The sequence below is a fragment of the Olivibacter sitiensis DSM 17696 genome (genome assembly GCF_000427965.1).
Lineage (GTDB): Bacteria > Bacteroidota > Bacteroidia > Sphingobacteriales > Sphingobacteriaceae > Olivibacter > Olivibacter sitiensis.
In genome coordinates this window covers 1-18,657 of sequence record NZ_ATZA01000011.1, presented here as the reverse complement: position 1 = coordinate 18,657, position 18,657 = coordinate 1, and the positions used below count along the sequence as shown (strand labels likewise).

General features: G+C 44.7%; 11 protein-coding genes. 10 read left to right on the top strand and 1 reads right to left on the bottom strand.

Annotated elements, in window-relative coordinates; genetic code table 11:
- Window positions 1–36 precede the first annotated feature (36 nt).
- From A37S_RS0107765 to A37S_RS0107745, 5 genes are all read left to right on the top strand, one after another.
- Entirely contained in the window at window positions 37–624 is a 588-nt protein-coding gene (locus tag A37S_RS0107765; protein ID WP_028296506.1) for an RNA polymerase sigma factor, read from the top strand.
- An 89-nt stretch (window positions 625–713) separates the two neighbouring features.
- Window positions 714–1,976, top strand: a complete 1,263-nt coding sequence (locus A37S_RS0107760; protein ID WP_028296505.1) for a FecR family protein — start codon at window positions 714–716, stop codon at window positions 1,974–1,976.
- Window positions 1,977–2,102: 126 nt separating this feature from the next.
- Entirely contained in the window at window positions 2,103–5,639 is a 3,537-nt protein-coding gene (locus A37S_RS23905; RefSeq protein WP_084163797.1) for a SusC/RagA family TonB-linked outer membrane protein, read from the top strand.
- An 11-nt stretch (window positions 5,640–5,650) separates the two neighbouring features.
- Window positions 5,651–7,027, top strand: a complete 1,377-nt coding sequence (locus A37S_RS0107750; protein WP_169719458.1) for a RagB/SusD family nutrient uptake outer membrane protein — start codon at window positions 5,651–5,653, stop codon at window positions 7,025–7,027.
- Window positions 7,028–7,048: 21 nt separating this feature from the next.
- On the top strand, window positions 7,049–8,236 hold the full coding sequence (locus A37S_RS0107745) for a TlpA disulfide reductase family protein (RefSeq protein ID WP_028296503.1): 1,188 nt from the start codon (window positions 7,049–7,051) through the stop codon (window positions 8,234–8,236).
- Window positions 8,237–8,454: 218 nt separating this feature from the next.
- Here the strand turns inward: A37S_RS0107745 and A37S_RS0107740 are convergent, their stop codons facing one another.
- On the bottom strand, window positions 8,455–9,375 hold the full coding sequence (locus A37S_RS0107740; RefSeq protein WP_028296502.1) for a hypothetical protein: 921 nt from the start codon (window positions 9,373–9,375) through the stop codon (window positions 8,455–8,457).
- 553 nt (window positions 9,376–9,928) lie between these two features.
- On the opposite strand from A37S_RS0107740, the gene A37S_RS0107735 reads away from it, so the two are divergent.
- The 5 genes from A37S_RS0107735 to A37S_RS26160 all read left to right on the top strand — a co-directional run bounded on the left by A37S_RS0107735 (window position 9,929) and on the right by A37S_RS26160 (window position 18,147).
- Window positions 9,929–10,519: an RNA polymerase sigma-70 factor gene (locus A37S_RS0107735; RefSeq protein ID WP_028296501.1), complete on the top strand. Its 591-nt coding sequence runs from the start codon at window positions 9,929–9,931 to the stop codon at window positions 10,517–10,519.
- A 70-nt stretch (window positions 10,520–10,589) separates the two neighbouring features.
- Window positions 10,590–11,795, top strand: coding sequence for a FecR family protein (locus A37S_RS23900; protein WP_051292816.1), 1,206 nt, complete (start codon window positions 10,590–10,592; stop codon window positions 11,793–11,795).
- 150 nt (window positions 11,796–11,945) lie between these two features.
- Window positions 11,946–15,407, top strand: coding sequence for a SusC/RagA family TonB-linked outer membrane protein (locus tag A37S_RS0107725; RefSeq protein ID WP_028296500.1), 3,462 nt, complete (start codon window positions 11,946–11,948; stop codon window positions 15,405–15,407).
- Window positions 15,408–15,418: 11 nt separating this feature from the next.
- Window positions 15,419–16,786 carry a RagB/SusD family nutrient uptake outer membrane protein gene (locus A37S_RS0107720; RefSeq protein WP_084163794.1) on the top strand — a complete coding sequence of 456 codons (1,368 nt, stop codon included), beginning with the start codon at window positions 15,419–15,421 and terminating at the stop codon, window positions 16,784–16,786.
- A 17-nt stretch (window positions 16,787–16,803) separates the two neighbouring features.
- Entirely contained in the window at window positions 16,804–18,147 is a 1,344-nt protein-coding gene (locus A37S_RS26160) for a TlpA family protein disulfide reductase (protein ID WP_169719457.1), read from the top strand.
- Window positions 18,148–18,657: the final 510 nt, after the last annotated feature.

Below are 18,657 nucleotides of genomic sequence, written 5' to 3'. Positions count from 1 at the left end.
CCGAAATTTGGGCTAGTCAAACCCTAATCTTGGCAAATGGTCTCTCTTTATGTGGATTATTCGGATAGTGAACTGCTTGTTTTGCTTAAAACAGGAGATCAAGAGGCTTTTGCGGAGATATACGATCGTTACTGGTCTGCCATATATGCTCAGGTGTACAAAATGGTACGCAATCGTGAAGAAACTATGGATATCTTGCAGGATATCTTCAGCGCGTTGTGGCTTCGTGCCGATTCCATCAATGTGGAGACCAAGCTTTCGGGCTACCTTTATATCGCCGCACGCAACAGGGTCTTCAACCTGATAAAGCAGAACAAAATAAGAAACGATTATCTGGATGCGGTGGCCACCTATATGTCTGAGGTAGCCACAGAGACCTTGGATCAGCTGGACGAGCGGGATATGGCTGCTGCCATAGAAGCCGAGATTTCGCTACTCCCGCCCAAGATGCGCCAAGTTTTTGAACTGAGCCGTAAGCAAAATCTAAGTCACAAAGAGATTGCAGCCCTTTTGGGTATTTCCGAACAAACCGTGCGCAAGCAGGTACAGAACGCATTGCGCATATTGAAGCCTAGACTCCAAGCCTTGGGTGCAGGCATAACTATACTCATGTGCTTACGCTGAAAAGCACCATTCCTTTTAAAAAAAAATCTCATATTCATCTACCCTATACCACTTCCTCAATTGTTTTATAATAAAAGACCATCAGATACATGGACAGAGAGGAAGTAATTGCATTGTTTGAAAAGTACGAGCATGGCTTGGCTACGGACGATGAACGCTTAAGGCTCGAACGCTGGTACCATCTGGAACTCGCTCGGCAGCGCCTGCCAGAGACAGAGATGGACTTCTTCTTCTTGAAAGAGGCGATATGGAAGGGAACCCTTTGGCGCGCAGGCTTAGCCAAGAATGACGCAAAGACCAAACGTATCCGCCCCTGGCTCCGTTATGCCGCCGCCATTATCTTTTTGGCCTTAGGCATCGGGATCTATTTCTATGTTGCCGATGGGAATAGCGGTGGCAAAGGCGTAATGCATTACGCCGCAGCAGACATCGCTCCTGGCGGCAACCGCGCCACCCTCACCCTGGCCGATGGCCGCACGGTGGAGTTGAGTGAAGCCCAGAGCGGCATCGTGGTGGATGATGGGGATATCCGCTACAGCGACGGCTCCGATCTGGGATTTGTCATCGCGGACCCAGAGCCTGTCGAAGGGCAAGCTAATAACCCACTTACCACTTACGACCTACAACTTACAACACCAAAAGGCGGCACCTACCAGGTGACCCTGCCAGACGGCAGCAGGGTATGGCTCAATGCGGACAGTAAGCTGAGATATCCCTCTCGCTTTGATGGCAAAGAGCGAATTGTTGAATTGGAAGGCGAAGCCTATTTTGATGTCAGCCACCAGCTGCCGACTGTCGGCAATCGGCAAACACGCACAATGCCATTTATTGTGGCTACACCAAGGCAAAAGGTGCAGGTGCTGGGCACGGAGTTCAACATCTCGGCCTATACGGATGAACCCGATACCAAGACCACGCTAGTGAGCGGCGCCATACAGGTAGCCAGCTATGCAGGTAGTACGCCAATACTGTCCCCCTTAGGAGGGGCGCGCGATGGGAATAGCGTTGGAAGGGGGAGGTATAGCATACTAAAACCCGGCCAGCAAAGCATCATTAGCGAAGTAGGGATTCAGGTAAAAACTGTGGATATCACGACCGCCACGGCCTGGAAGAACGGCCGTTTTAGCTTTGAGGGCAAGTCGTTTGAACAGGTCATGCGCGAGCTGGCTCGTTGGTATAATATCGACGTGCGTTACGAAGGGACTATACCGCAGGTGGAGTTTTACGGCGATGCCTTCCGGGATCGCAACCTTTCCATTGTACTTCGCATGTTGGAGAGCGCAGAATTGCATTACCGTGTGGAGGGAAATACCTTAGTTATAGTCCAAAAAGGAAAGGAGGCAAGTAAGTAAGGACAAAATAAGATGGACGTGCGGCTGGCGTCCAAAAAATAAGGGAAGTGCTGTCAACACCTCCCTCAAGCAGCTTGGATCAGACATATTATCGAATTTATCACTATCCAAACCATAACAAAGTTAATGAATATACCTTACTTATTGAGGGTAATGAGGCTACTTATGCTCTTTTTGTTGGCGGGATTTATGCACGTATCTGCCGCTAGCTATTCGCAAAACATCTCGTTGAGTGGGAGAAACATCCCTTTTGAACAGGTTCTTGATGTCATACGACAGCAAGGCGGCTATGCCATCACGAGCAATAAAGCACTGCTCAAACTGACCAAACCCGTCACTATAGACGTGAAAAACATGCCCATCGATGTGTTTTTAAAAGCTATCCTACGTGACCAACCCCTAGAGGCACAGCTGGAGGACAAAACCATTATCTTATCGCGCAAATCTAATCCCACTATCATCCAGAGGCAGGGAGAATCCAATCTGTCGAATCTCATCCTGGCCTACCCCGAGGTGCGCGGCCGCGTGGTGGACAGCCTGGGCAATCCCTTGCAGGGCGCCAACATCCGTGTGCTCAATGCCGAAGGGAAGCGCACCACCCTGCAGACCACTACGGATAGGCAGGGCGAGTTCCTGCTGCACAACGTACCGGAGGACGCCACGCTGGAGATCACGTTCGTGGGATATATTTCCCAAAAGGTATCTGCCGTGGCAAATATAGGCACCATCGTGCTGAAGGCCCTATCCAGCGAGCTGGAGGAAGTGTCCGTAATGGTCAACACGGGTTACCAGCAATTGCCCAAGGAAAGGGCGACGGGGAGTTTTGAGCAGGTTGATAACAAACTTTTCAACCAGCAGACGGGGACGGATGTCCTGAGCAGGTTGGAAGCTGTATCCAATAGTATTGTAGTCGACCGCGGAACCAATTACTCGGGACGAATTATGATACGAGGGCTCAGTACGATACAGGGACCTAAAGATGCATTGGTTATTTTGGATAATTTCCCTTATGATGGCGATGTCGGCAATATCAACCCCAATGATATAGAAAGCATTTCGATATTAAAGGATGCCTCCGCAACATCTATTTGGGGTGCGAAGGCAGGTAACGGAGTAATCGTCATAAATACGAAAAAAGGACAATATAAACAGTCAAATACACTTGATTTGAATAGTAATATTACCGTTGGAAAAAAGCCAGATCTTTACTATATAAAACAAATGTCTTCGGCAGATTTCATAGGGGTAGAGCAGATGCTTTATGAAAAAGGTTACTATAGTAGTTGGATTAACTCCTCTTCACATAGAGCGCTATCTCCTGTAGTAGAGTTGTTGATGCAACAAAGTAATGGACAACTTTCTCCAATACAAGTCAACGAGCAACTTGCTGTACTAAAAGGTATTGATGTTAGAGATCAATATGCTCAATACATGTATCAAAATTCCTTTAATCAACAATATGCACTCCAGTCTCGAGGAGGAAATGATAAAGTAAATTGGAGTTTATCTGCGGGTCTGGATGACAACAGAGACCAGCTTGACATGAATTATCGTCGTATTAATCTCCGGGCACAAAACACATTTCTGCCATTTCAGCATACAGAATTGACCACCCAGATTTATTATACAAACAGCACTACGAAGTCTGGCCGTCCAGGTTACGGAGATGTTGGGTCCTATAATGGTTTTTTCCAGCCTTATATGCGTTTTGCCGATGAGAAGGGCAATGCATTAGCCATGATAAAGGATTATTCGGCAACATATATCGCTTCTTTGGATAATAGCTATCTCCAAGATTGGACGTATTATCCATTGGAAGATTATAAGTATGCTCGTACGAAAGGAGGAACCTCAGATATATTGGTTAATCTAGGGCTCAAGCAAAAATTGATCAAAGGATTACAAGCTCAGTTGCTCTACCAATATGAACGACAGTCAGGAATAAATGAAACTATATACGATGCATCCAGCTACTATGGGCGAAATTTGGTTAATCAATTTACCCAAGTAGCCTCTGACGGAGCAATTAGTTACGCAGTCCCGAAAGGAGGCGTTTATATTCCTGCAAACAGCCTGATGGAAAGCAAAAATATTCGAGGTCAACTGGATTACTCTAGGAAGATCAATAAGCATGATATTGTGGTCATTGCAGGCGGCGAGATTAGGCGTGCACACACTACTGAACAAAGTAGTTCTTTTTATGGTTACAACGCCGATAACTTGACGTTTGCAAAAGTAGACTTTACACGTCAGTACCAGCATTACGTAACGGGTTCAATGCAGTATATTCCCGATAATACGAGCCTTTCTGATATTAGAAGAAACTACCTGTCTGTATTTGCCAATGTCGCATATACTTTTGATGAAAGATATATTTTATCTGCTAGCGCAAGACGTGACGCTTCCAACCTCTTCGGGCTGAATACCAATGATCAATGGAATCCTTTTTGGTCCGTAGGGGGAGCTTGGATCCTGAGTAACGAACATTTTTGGAAATCCGACAAAGTAGATTATTTAAAATTGCGTGCAACTTACGGTGTCAGTGGAAATATCAATCCATTGATGGTGGCACAAAGTACTATCACATATTATTCTTCCATTTCGCCGTTTAACGGACAAAATATGGCTCGAATCTCCAATTATTTCAATCCTGATCTGAAGTGGGAGACAGCGAAAATGTTCAACATTGGGCTGGACTGGAAGTTGAAAGGGCAGCGATTCAGTGGTAGCTTCGAGTATTATCGTAAGAATGGCGATAATCTTTTTGGTACAGTGCAGAATGATTATACTAATGGGATAGGAAGTGGGGTTACCAAAAATGCAGCCTCTATGATAGGAAACGGGATCGACATAAAAATACAATCGATAAATATGAAGATCCCGACGCTGACTTGGACTACGATGCTGAATGCAAGTTTCTATAACGACAAGGTAACGGAATACTATATCAATAACTTACAAGGTAGTAACTTTATTGGTTCTGGTACCTATTTCCCCATTTCTGGATTGGAAGGGAAACCGGTCTATGCTATTTATGGTTACAAATGGGCAGGCTTGAATCCGGAAACAGGTCAGCCCAGAGGCTATTTGCAGGGAGAAGTGAGTGAAGATTATTCTTCGTTGACGGGGAGTGGGACTACAGTAAACGACTTGGTCTATTATGGATCGGCAATCCCCACAGCATATGGTAATCTACTCAATACCTTTTCATATAAAGGTGTTTCCGTCAGTTTCAGTTTGCTCTATAAACTGGGGTACTACTTCAGACGGCAATCAATAAATTACTATGAGCTCTTCTCTCAATGGAGGGGACACTCGGACTTCGAAAAGAGGTGGCAGCAGCCGGGCGACGAGAAAGTAACAGATATTCCAGCACTGGTGTATCCTGCCAATTATTCGCGCGATAAATTTTACACGGGATCTGAAATGTTGATAGAACCCGGGGATCATGTACGCCTGCAATATATTACGTTGAGCTACGATATGCCTGTTGCGCTTTGGAGAATCAACTATGTAAGGTCATGTCAATTCTACATGAACATGACTAATTTAGGGACCCTATGGCAAAAAAATGATCAACATATAGATCCAGATTATTCCTTTGGCTTATATGACACACCTTCACCTCTCACGGTGTCTTTTGGTCTTAAATTGAACTTATAAAATAGATGAAAATGAAAATAATATCTCGCAGGTTTCTGGGAATACGTTTGTTTTTTCTAGGGATTTTGTTATCTACTATGGGATGTGACAAGTACCTGGAAGAAAAATCCGACTTATCATTGTCCACGCTGTCGTCGGCCGACGACTTGCAGGCACTACTTGACAATTATAGCTTTATGAATACGAATTTCTCTGGAGCTGGAGAAGTCAGTACAACGGATTTTTACGTAAAAGATGAAGTCTATGAAAGCTTTAGCTTTGACCAAGACAAAAGCATGTATCAATGGGCCGGAAAGAATCTCTTTGTGCCTGCGAACACCACAAAGAATGACTGGCAATATGGCTATGAAGCTATTTATTATTGTAATTCCATTTTGGAGGCGCTTTCCGGCCAGATATCTGGAATGGAAGATCGTTTAATGAATATAGCAGGTCAGGCATATTTCTGGCGTGCCTTCAGGTATTTTCATATGGCACAGATTTGGTGCTTGCCCTATGATGTGAATTCGGCCACATCTAGTTTAGGACTGCCCTTACGGACGGCCCCTGATTTTAATCTCCCGAGTCAAAGGAGTAGCATGGCTGATACTTATCGTCTTATTTGGGATGATCTACATCAGGCCATTGCTCGGTTGCCCGAAACTACGGGCACAAAAGCGCGTCCTTCACGTGCCGCGGCGTATGCGCTTGCTGCCCGTATAAGCCTATCCATGGGTGACTATTCCAACGCAGATCTATATGCCGATTCTGCGTTTGCTTATGGCAACAGTCTAATAGATTATAATGATCTGAATCCAGAAGATAGCTATCCCATCAAGGACTTAAATAACGAAATGTTGGTTTGGGCGTCCATGTCTGTATATCAGGCATTATACGCCGCGAACTTATGTGTCGTTCCCGATTTGCTTGCATTATATGATGATTCTGATCTCCGTAAAGTTATCTATTTTAAAGTAAATGCGGATGGCAGCTATATGTTCAAGGGAGAGTATACAGGAAGTTATACAATCCCTGTGGGTTTGATGACGGATGAATTGTACTTGATTAAAGCAGAATGTCGCGTTAGGGTGGGAGATTTAGAATCAGGACGAGCATACCTGAATCAATTGCTGGAAAAGCGGTTTAGAAGTGGAACATTCGTGCCGGTAACAGTTGACGAGAGAGATCAATTGTTGGAGAAAGTATTAACGGAGAGACGTAAGGAATTGTTGTTTAGGGGATTGCGATGGATAGATATTCGCCGATTAAACCAAGAAGGGTATGGTATTACACAATCGCGGACAGTAGGTGGAATAAAACATACGCTAAATCCTAATGATGCTAAATACGCCTTGGCTATTCCCGAAGATGTAATTGCCTTGACAGGTATGGAACAAAATCCATTGTAATCAAATATTAAGATCGAGATAATGAAAAATATAAAAAGTTACAACTTACGTTTTTTATTGACTGTGTTCAGTTTATTCGCATTTAGTTGTTTGAGTGCACAGGATTTTTCTATAGAAGGACATTTTAGATCGGTGCAAAAAGGGATAAATAAAGTTTATCTGACGGTGTATTCCACCGCATTGGCTAGAAATCCCCAATTTACGGATTCCACAGCAATTATAGATGGAAAATTCACATTTAAAGGGAAATTACCTTTATCACCTACCGAAGCCAAGCTATTTACGTTTAAGGACAAGCAAGGGGATATGTCATTTGGCGAGCGATATGCTGAGCGTCCTCTCTATATAGATAGCCAACCAATTTTGTTGTTGGCAGATTCTTCATTGGCTGAAAGCCATGTGTACAATTCCCGTATTAATTTTGACCAATTATTGTTTGAGAGAAGGATGTCCACCGTAGACTCTCTTTGTAACGAACGTGTAACCGCTTTAAACAAGGAATTTCGTTCTTTGCCTGATTCCATCCGCAGGAGTGATGAATATCACCGTTACAGTTTAAACATATTTAAGGAAAATGATCGGAATAAATTACCGATATGGGAGAGCTTTATCAGAAGCTATCCGGATTCATGGATCAGCCTTTTTTTGGTTTTTCGGATGAACAATACTTCTTTTGGTATGCTTCCAAGCGCGGCACTATTGTTTGAAAATTTAAGTGACTCATTGAAAAACTCCCATTATGGACGTGAGTTTAAAACATATTTAGACAAAATACCGGCATTGGGTATTGATAGCGAAGCTCCAAATTTCAGTATTCCTGACACATCAGGCAAAGTAATTAGTTTGGAATCTTTCCGTGGGCATTATGTGCTTTTGGAATTTTGGGCTTCATGGTGCGGCCCTTGTAGGGCTGAATCTCCCTTTTTGACCAAAGCATATAAAAAATATCACGAAAGTGGATTTAATATAGTAAGTATCTCATTAGATACCAGAAAGGATGAACAACGATGGAAACAAGCTATTATAGAAGATGGTACTGGTTCTTGGGCTCAACTTGCCGATATGAAGGGATGGAAAAGTGATGCTGCATTACTTTACGATATTCGGAGTATCCCCGCTAATTTCCTGATTGATCCCGATGGTAAAATCGTCGCAAAGGATTTAAGAGGACCGTATTTAGAAGAAAAGTTGGAAGAGATTTATCGCTGAAAAGCAACATGTTTTTTCATGTGTCCCTGCAGCCCCTGTCCTTATTTAAAAGTATAGGGGCTGCCTTTTTGATAAATAAAACAAGCCAGTCTTCAAGGACTAAGGGAAGTGGAGAAATAGCTGTCGGGCCTAATCAGTCTTAACCCAGTGCATAGCCCAATCTTAGAGGCGATGGGTAAATGCCAGTGTCAAGGGGGTAAATCCATGGATCGATTAATTTACCTTGTCTTTTTCCTCTTCTTTTTCTTTTCCTCTTTTGCCTGGATATCCGCCATTATGCGTAGCTTTTCGTCGGTGATATCATAAAACTTTTCCTTTGCTCGAAATGGAAGGTATTGCTCGTCCTCAGCGGTAAGGGCCTTGTTGAGCATATATATTTGCTCGTCCACACGGAAAGCCGTTAGTATGGCGGCAGGGCTATATTGGCGTTCGGCCACATATTTCTTCTGTCCAAGAAAATCTTCCCGATAATAGTGCAGCGAGCCATAAAGCAGTACGAAATCTTTTTCCTCCAGCCTTTTCAGGCAGGTCCAGTGTATGTCCCGCGGCCCTAGCTTCCAGTTTGTACGAGTGGCTAGCTCCATTTCATCCAGCTGAAGCATGTTCCACTCGCCAGCACGATAGTTTACGGATATGGCTGCTAGCCGCAATGAACAGGCTACGGTAAGCGTGGTTTTGGCCATAATCTCCAGAAAGGGGATATCCATATTGGGGGAGAGTTTTGTTATGGATACCGTTATGCTGCCCTCTTTGGAAACGCTCACCTGCATGGCTTTGTTCAGACAACGTTCGAAGGGAGCATCCATATTGAACTGAAAGCCGGCCAGTGGCGACGGGTCAATATCGGCCACAGTGCGTTCACCTACCGCTCTATCTACTTCTTTTAGGCAGTGACGTAATACAGCATTTAATCGGCCGCTGACCTGACCGTCACTGTATTCGTACAGGAATATGCCTATCTTTCGCAAAATGGCAGCCGCATTGCTGGCCATGGCAAATTCCTGAGCGGCTAGTTTGGATGCCAAAGTCTGTTTTACCCTGCCGGGTCCTGATTGCACAATCGCTTTCCCGTTGATTTCCCTATAGACTAAATTGCCTACTTTTCCTTTGAAATCCCCTTTTTTGTTTATCTTCGCCATAGCCTAGAGCTTATTATAACCCATTATTCGCTTCTTTTCCATTACCGATTTTTATTGCTTCAGACTAAGTAGGAGATAACTACCTACTTTCTTCTGCTTCACAGTTCTTTACTTCTTCTAATAGTCCTATGATTATACAGGCTTTATTAGAAAAAGCTGGATTTACCTTGGACTTATACTGGACTCACCCTGGACTCAATTCGAAGAAGATACGAAGAGAATACCCCGTTGATATTAGCCTAGCTCGTCAAAACAGGCGTGCTATATACGTTAAGGAGTGCCCAATGTTTGGTTTTCTTTAGGTAGGCAATGCAATATAGAGATAAATGTTTTTCCGTGCAAGAAAAGTGCACGGTATATTTCCGTTCCTTTTCATATTGATAGGGTGTGGGGCCATGCCGGTACTTAATAGGGTACAGGATCTGACGTCTGTGCTACAAGGAAGCCGGATGGTTTTTTCCCAATTTGTGCTACTCTGCTAATTTGTGGGTGTGCAGGGAGTCTTTGGATCCTCTTATAAAAATAAATTGTACTTTTAGCGCCATTAAACAACATGGCGCTAAAACTGTTAGATGACGAATTGAGCGTATTGGTCTACGTGTCCGAGGGCAATCACCGTGCCTTCTGCCAACTGTTTGACCACTACCATCCTTATGTTTATGGTTTTGCGCGCAAGCTGACGCGTTCTGACGAACAGGCGGAAGAGATCGTACAGGATATCTTCGTCAAGATTTGGGTCAACAAGGCGCAGTTGCCGGCAATACATAACTTTGCAGCTTATCTCACCCAACTAGTGCGCAATCAGGCCTATACTGTGTTGCGGAAACAAATGCGTCAAGTGAAGGCATATGAATCCATGTCCAACCAAACGGGCGAGAAGCAGCTTGACTTGGACAGGCAGCTCGACTTCCGGGAGACGCAGCGTATCTTGGATGAAGCCGTTGCGGGGCTAAGTCCGCAGCAACAGCGTGTTTACCATTTGTGCCATCAACAGGGCTTAAAGTACGAAGATGCGGCAAACGAATTGGGTATTTCGGTAGATACCGTGCGTTTCCATATGAAAGCGGCGCTGAAAAGTATAAGAAATCATTTTGTGCGCTATGGTTTTGCCTATATGGGGATCATTTTTCGCATGTTTCAATAAATTTTAATTTTTTTTCCAAATAGACCTACCCTTTTTTGCCGCTCGTACGTCGTACTTCTAAAACGGCGGTATGGAAAATGGCGTGGTCGGCCGACTGAAATTTCTTTTGGAGTGCTATCTTAGCGATAACTTGTCTGGGCTAGAAGAAGAGGAGTTGGCCAACTACCTCGACGACCCTTCGCTGGAAGAGCTTGTTCGGCAGGCGCTTGGGGAAGCTTTTCTCGCAGAAAAAGCATTTCGGCTGCCTCATGAAAGGCGCAATCACATTATCCAACAGGTGGTGGGAAGGAAAAGTTCCGTTTACTTGTGGCGGTATATCGCAGCAGCCGCCATCATCTTTTTGGCCCTAGGCATCGGGATCTATCTCTATGTTGCCGACGGGAATAGCGGTGGCACAGGCGTAATGCATTACGCAGCAGCAGATATCTTGCCAGGCGGCAACCGCGCCACCCTCACCCTGGCCGATGGCCGCACGGTGGAACTGAGCGAAGCCCAGAGCGGAATCGTGGTGGGTGATGGGGATATTCGTTATACAGATGGCACTTCGTTAGCATTATCCCCCACTGGAGGGGATAGGGGGAGGTTGGACGGCAGCATGGTACTGGAACTGCATACTCCCAAGGGCGGCACCTATCAGGTGACCTTGCCGGACGGCAGCAGGGTATGGCTCAATGCGGACAGTAAGCTAAGATATCCTTCTCGCTTCGATGGCAAAGAACGAATAGTCGAATTGGAAGGCGAAGCCTATTTTGATGTCAGCCACCGGCTGCCGGCTGTCGGCAATCGGCAAACACGCACAACTCCGTTTATCGTGAATACACGAGGTCAGCAGGTGCAGGTGTTGGGCACGGAGTTCAACATCTCGGCCTATGCGGATGAGGAGGATACCAAAACCACGCTGGTGAGCGGCGCTGTCAAAGTCTCGCAACTCACAACTGGCAACCCACAACTGTTAAAACCCGGCCAGCAAAGCATCATTAGCGAAGCAGGGATTCAGGTAAAAACCGTGGATGTCGCCGCCGCTACCGCTTGGAAAGAAGGCAAATTTTCCTTTGAGGGCAAATCTTTCGGACAGGTTATGAAAGAGCTGGCCCGTTGGTATGACCTAGAGCTTGTTTACGAAGGAGCTGTACCCAGAGAAACCTTCTTTGGGGATGCCTATCGAAATACGAACCTATCTATCGTACTAGGTGCCCTAAAAAGTGCCGACATCGGATACAGACTTGAAAAAGGTAAAAAACTGATCATTACTGGAAAGAAAGGAGGTACACCCTAGACAGTGCAATGCCATAGACGTCTCGCTGGCGTCTCAAAAAAAAGAAGGGTGCTCCAACACCCCTCCTAAACAGCCTGGATTTTACCCGTTAAAGTAATCATTATCCAAACCTTGACAAATTTAATGAAATTACGTTACTTTTTGAGAGTAATGAGGCTACTTATACTCTTTTTACTCGCCGGTTTCCTGCATGTTAGTGCCGCCGGCAACGCACAAACAATCACCCTAAAAGGGAAAAAGCTTCCTTTGGAAGCCGTACTTCAGGCCATCCGCCAGCAGACAGATTACACCGTATTCGGTGCCGGCAGTATCCTAGTGGGTACCCACCCCGTTACGGTGGATGCACGGCAAATGCCTTTGGCCGATTTCCTGAATACCATTTTCCGCGACCAGCCGCTGGAAGCGAAAGTGGAGGACAAAACCATTATACTATCTCGAAAATCCACACCTCTTGTCATTCCCAATTCCCTCATCCTGGCTTACCCAGAGGTGCGCGGTCGTGTGCGGGACAGCGTGGGCCACCCTTTGGAAGGTGCCAGCATCCGCGTGCTCAATGCCGAGGGCAAGCGCACCACCTTGCAAACCACTACGGACAGGCAGGGCGAGTTCCTGCTGCACAACGTACCCGAGGATGCCACGCTGGAGATTACGTTCGTGGGATATATCTCTCAAAAGGTATCTGCCGTGGCAAATATAGGCACCATCGTGCTGAAGGCCCTATCCAGCGAACTGGAGGAAGTGTCCGTAATGGTCAACACGGGTTACCAGCAGATTCCCAAGGAAAGGGCAACGGGGAGTTTTGAGGTCGTCAGCCAAAAAGCGCTTTCCCAGCGCGTAAGTACCGATATCTGGCGTAGGCTGGAAGGCGTGAGCAGCGTGCTTTTTGACGAGGCTTATACCAATACGATAAGACCCAATCACACTATCCGTGGCATAAGCTCTATCAATGGCCTTAAAGATCCTTTGGTTGTCGTTGATAATTTCCCATTTGAAGGCAATATCAATACCTTGAATCCCAATGATGTGGAAAGTGTGACCATTTTGAAAGATGCCGCAGCGGCATCCATCTGGGGCAGTCGCGCAGGCAATGGGGTCATTGTCATTACAACAAAAAGGGCCAAGAGAAACACTCCTTTCCATTTGAATTACAGCAGCAACGTTCAATTGGTGTCCAAACCGGATGTAGACTACCTGAAGTGGATAAAGAGCAAAGACATCATCGATATCGAAAAAATATTGTATGCCAACGGTTTTGAATCTAGCTTTTTCACTAGTGTTTCAAAACCTTATATCTCGCCCGTCTATGAGTTGTTGCGACAGCAGGAATTAGGCCAGGTGGATGCAAGTTACGTAGATGCTGAGCTGGATAAACTGGCGCAATACGACATCAAAGACCAGTATGACCGATATTACTTGCAGAAAGGAACCAACCAGCAACATTACCTGACAGCTAGTGGGGGAACGGATAAAGCTTCTTATCTTTTGTCAGGCGGCTATGATCGTAATGTGGGCAATTTGGATGAACGTTACCAACGGTTGACCCTGAAATCGGTCAATACGTTTCGCCCCATTAAAAACCTCATGGTAGATTTGCAGCTCAATTATAACCGCTCAAAAGACAAGACGGGTAGGACCGCTTTGGGTAGCCTCACTGGAACTGCTTGGTTTAGCAATTATGCCCATTTTGTAGACTTGGACGGGAATGAATCTCCACTTTATCTAAATAGACAATCCTATTTGGATACGGTAGGCAATGGCAAATTGCTTGATTGGAAATTTTATCCATTGTCAAATTATCAGCACGATTACTACGAGACGATCATTGAAAATATTAGACCCTATATGCAATTGAAATATGATTTGCCCCTGCACCTGAGCGCACAAGTACAATACCAATATGAACGCCAACGTCAGGAGCGTATCCATATGCAAGACGAGGATAGCTATTATACACGTAATCTCATTAACCAGTTTACCCAAATAGATTCCAATACGGGCAATGTAACCAGAAACGTTCCTTTGGGAGGCATTGTAGATCGTTCCTATACCAACTTGTTCAGTCACAACGTACGCGGCCAATTGAACTACAATCAGCAGTTTGGGGATCACGATGTCAATGCTTTGGCTGGTGCGGAGCTGCGGGATATCCGTGGCAGGAGCAATGGATACCGAGTATATGGTTATGACGACGAGGTGAAAACGGTGGGAAAAGCAGATGTGGTCAATCCATATAAAAACTTCATTACAGGTGCAAATGCGTATATACCAGCCAATACCTCCGAAGGAGGTACCTTGAACCGTTATGTGTCTTTATTTGCCAATGCCGCCTATACCTACAAAAAACGGTACACACTTTCGGGAAGCATGCGACGCGATGCCTCCAACCTATTCGGGGTTAACACCAACGAGAAGTGGCAACCCATGTGGTCGATGGGGGCAAGTTGGAATTTGTCGGACGAAGCTTTTTACCATAGTGATTGGTTGCCATATCTGAAGATGCGAGCCACTTATGGTTACAGCGGCAATGTGGATACGCGAAAATCAGGTGTTACTACCTTGCGATATTCGGCTATTGCGCAATATACCAATTATCGCACGGCTACTTTCTCGCAATATGCCAATCCCCAACTAAAATGGGAAACCATCAGGACTACCAACCTTGGGGTGGATTTTCGCTTAAAAAATGATTTGCTTAGCGGTAGTCTGGAATATTATGTCAAGAAAGGGGATGACCTTTTTGGTAATTCTTTGATAGACTATACAGCTGGATTAGGCACGAATTACGTAACAAGGAATGTCGCCAACACGGCGACTAAAGGTGTGGATTTAAACTTGGCCTCAGAAGTTTTCCATACGCATGATTTTTCTTGGAATAGCAATTTGTTGTTTAGTTTTAATAAAGGGAAAGTAACTAAATATTTATATGAGCACACCTATCTTTCCTATTATATAAGCATGATGCCTTTAGTTGAAGGAAAGCCCATCTATGCCATGTACAGCTATCGTTCCGCAGGTTTAAACGCTGAAGGGAAACCTCAGGGCTACTTAAACGGGCAACCAAGCACGGCTTATTCGGATATTATGTATGGTACAGATTTATCGGGGTTGGAATATAACGGGCCCATTATTCCCCAATGGTATGGCGGCTGGACCAATACGTTCCTATGGAAAGAGTTTGCATTGACCATAAATGCGACCTATAAGCTTAACTATTATTTTAGTCGCAGTTCTTTTAATAATTATTCAACTATTGCTAACCTGTATGGTCATGCAGATTATTATGAAAGATGGCAGCAACCTGGTGATGAACAGACTACTCGTATTCCAGCCTTTGTATATCCCTATGACAGTAGTGCAGATTCATTTTATGGCAGTTCATCCGATCTGGTGGAAAAGGGCGACCATGTTCGCTTGCAATACATGGATCTCAGTTATACCATCCAAAAAAGCAAGCTACAAAGATTTCCGTTTCAGTCATTGCAATTACGGGCGAATGTCACCAATTTGGGCATCCTTTGGCGAGCAAATGAACACGATTTGGATCCAGATCTGATTGGTAGTAACCTGCCAAGTCCAAGAACCCTTACTTTCGGAATAAATGTTAACCTCTAGTAAATTGAGAAATGAGAAAAGGAACATATAGATATAGATACTTTATTGGTCTGCTGACTTTGACAGGGGTAAGTTTTAGCTCCTGTTCCGATTACTTGGACGCTAAGCCGAGCGATTCTATGATATTACCCAATGGTTTGGAACAGCTGCAGGCCTTGATGGATATGAACCAGTGGATGAACCAATCTACCATCCTAGGCCTTTGGCAAAGCGACGATTATTACCTGACCGATGCGAATTGGGTCAATACTTATGGCGAGTGGAAAAAGCAAACTTATTATTGGAAATCCGATGTGGAACTCTACGACATGGACGCCTACAATGGTGACTGGGGCATTGCGTACCGCTTGGTCAACTATGCAAATACAGTTTTGGAGAATATAGATGGTATAGCGCGTACGCCATCCAATCAGGATGCTTGGGATAATGTAAAGGGAACCGCCCATTTCCAGCGGGCGAGGGCGCTCTTTGAAGTGGTAAGCATATGGGCAAAACCTTACCATGCGGAAACTGCCGCTACGGATTTGGGAGTACCTATCCGTATGGGCACAGATTTCAATGAACTTTCTACCCGTGCATCTTTAAAGGAAGTTTATGACCAGGTATTGGCGGATTTGCAGGAGGCACTTCTCTTACTGCCGGATTATGCAGCGCATGTCATGCGGCCTTCCAAAGCGGCTACGTATGGGATGTTAGCCCGAGTTTACCTAGCCATGCGGGATTATCCCGCTGCGCGAGATGTTGCCGATAAAGCATTGGCATTAAATCGTGAATTAATGGACTACAATTTGTTGGATAGCACAGCCAATTATCCCTTGCCGGCCTTTAATTCCGAAATGTTATTTTATGCCAATCCGATTGCCTCGCCATCGGTCATGTATTTGGATACTCTTCTTTATATCTCCTACGATGGAGATGACATGCGTAAAAAGCTGTATTTTAATAAAATAGATGTTTTTACCATTCAGTTTAAGGGAAGTTATAGTAATGGTCCCGCATTATTTACAGGCTTAGCTACGGACGAATTATACTTGACACGCGCAGAATGTGCAGCAAGGACAAATGATGTGCAAGCTGCACTGACAGATTTGAACCATTTACTGAAGACAAGGTGGAGGACAGGCACCTATAGCCCCTTTTCATCCAATGACGGTCAAGCGGTACTGGACAAGATTTTAGAGGAGCGACGTAAGGAGCTGGTATTTCGGGGTACCCAATGGAACGATTTAAGGCGTTTGAACGAAGAAGGTCGGAATATAACCCTAAGGCGTTTCCTCAATGGACAGGAGTATACGTTGCCTCCGGGCGACCTGCGCTGGACACTTTTGTTACCGCAGGATGTGGTAGAAATAACTGGAATGGAACAAAATCCCCGTTGATAATTAAGAAAAGCAATATGAAGATCATTCAAATAGTATATGGCTGCTTTGCCGTAGCCCTTTGCATGGGGGTGCCAAAAATAAATCTCGCGCAAGACCAAAGTCTTGCGCCTGTTAAATTTGGCGAACAAGTGCCTGATTTTAAGTTGGAAGGCCTTGTAAATAGTGAGAAAACTTCTGTCAGTTTGTCGGATTTGAAAGGCAAGCTAGTGATATTGGATTTCTTTGGAACCTGGTGTGGAAGCTGTATACCAGGTATTCCGAAATTGGATAGTTTGCAAAAAGTTTTCGGCAACCAGATCCAAGTCATTGTACTCTGCCATGATAAGGATATAGAGACGGTTGACAAGTTCATCAAGCAAAAGTGGTCGGGTTTAGACCTGCAAATCCCTTTTGCACTAGCCAAAGACTCAACCTATGTAGCTAATCAGCTTTTTCCTCATAGAATGGTTCCGCATGAGGTGTGGATTAGTCCTGAGGGGAAGTTGTTATATACGACCGATTTTAGAGATATCACCTACGCAAATATCAAAAGCGTCCTCGAAGGAAGATTACTGCCGTTAACGAACAAGGAGGACCAGATCCAATTTGACCGTAGTCGTCCGATATTCGAAAACGGAAATCTGAGGGATCTGAAGCCTTTAATGGCCAAGACGGGCTTCTCCCACTATATTCCTGGTTTGCCGGGTGTAGCTGGTAACGAAGTGGATACCACTTTAGGTACCAAACGCATTTACTACACCTATAGCACGGTGGAACAATTGTACCAAAGAGCGGTCGCATTCCGTTTCAATCCAGATAACCGAACTATTTGGCGGGTAAAGGATATGGAAAATTATGTGCGGCCAGCCGTTTATGATAAGGGGTGGGAAGAAAAAAACTTATATTGTATCGAGGTAACACTTCCTTTGCATGCCAGTACAGAGGATTGGACCCATTATTTTCTACAAACCATTAATACCAACTTGCGGCTGAATGGTCATTTGGAAAAGATACGCACCAGTTGTTATGCGTTGGTACCCCTGACTGGCCGTGACACAATAGTCATTTCTACAAAAGGCAATACGAGGAGAATGTCTGTCGATAACGAAGCCCAGGAGTATGTCTACAGCAATATGCCGCTGGATATTATCATTAATAACCTCAACTATAAGGGCGGTCCTATCATCGTTGATGGAACGGGCGTCAAGGGACACGTGGATCTCAGACGTCCCATGAAAGACAATGCAAGCATAGAAGCGTTCAGGGCGAGCTTTCAAAAGCAAGGGCTAGACCTCGTACTGGTAGAGCGGGAATTGGATTTTTTGGTCATTGAGGAGCCAGGTTACCTGTCGGCATCGACGGATAGGATGACGGATTAACCTGCCGATTTTTTTTCATGTGTGTTTGTTTACAGTCCCTTGCTTTATTCGTAAAGCAAGGGCTGTTTTTATTGTTTTTTTACGGACTAAAGTATCCCTTATATTCTCTAAAAGGCAGAATTACGCGTCTTCACAGCTGATTTCCCCTTTTTTTAGTATTATTGCATGGTGTTATTAATACGCATATTCGATTAGAGACGAAATATAGATCATCGTTAGTTTGAACTCTAAAGAATAAAGACAAGCAATGAGAATAAATCGTGAGGTATATCTTTGGATAAAAAGCTCCATCTGCTGCCCTAACTTTATTTAAACCATGGGTAGAACCCAAGCTTCATATTAAGGACAGCAGATTCATTGAGTCAAAGCCAGAGAGTATTTAGGGCAGAACCCATTATCACGATGTTAGCCACTCAATACGGAGCATAAAACGTAAAGTTTATGCAAGTATATGGAATAGATTTATCAAAGGAGAAGTTCGATGTGAACTTCCTTGATTCAAACGGGAAA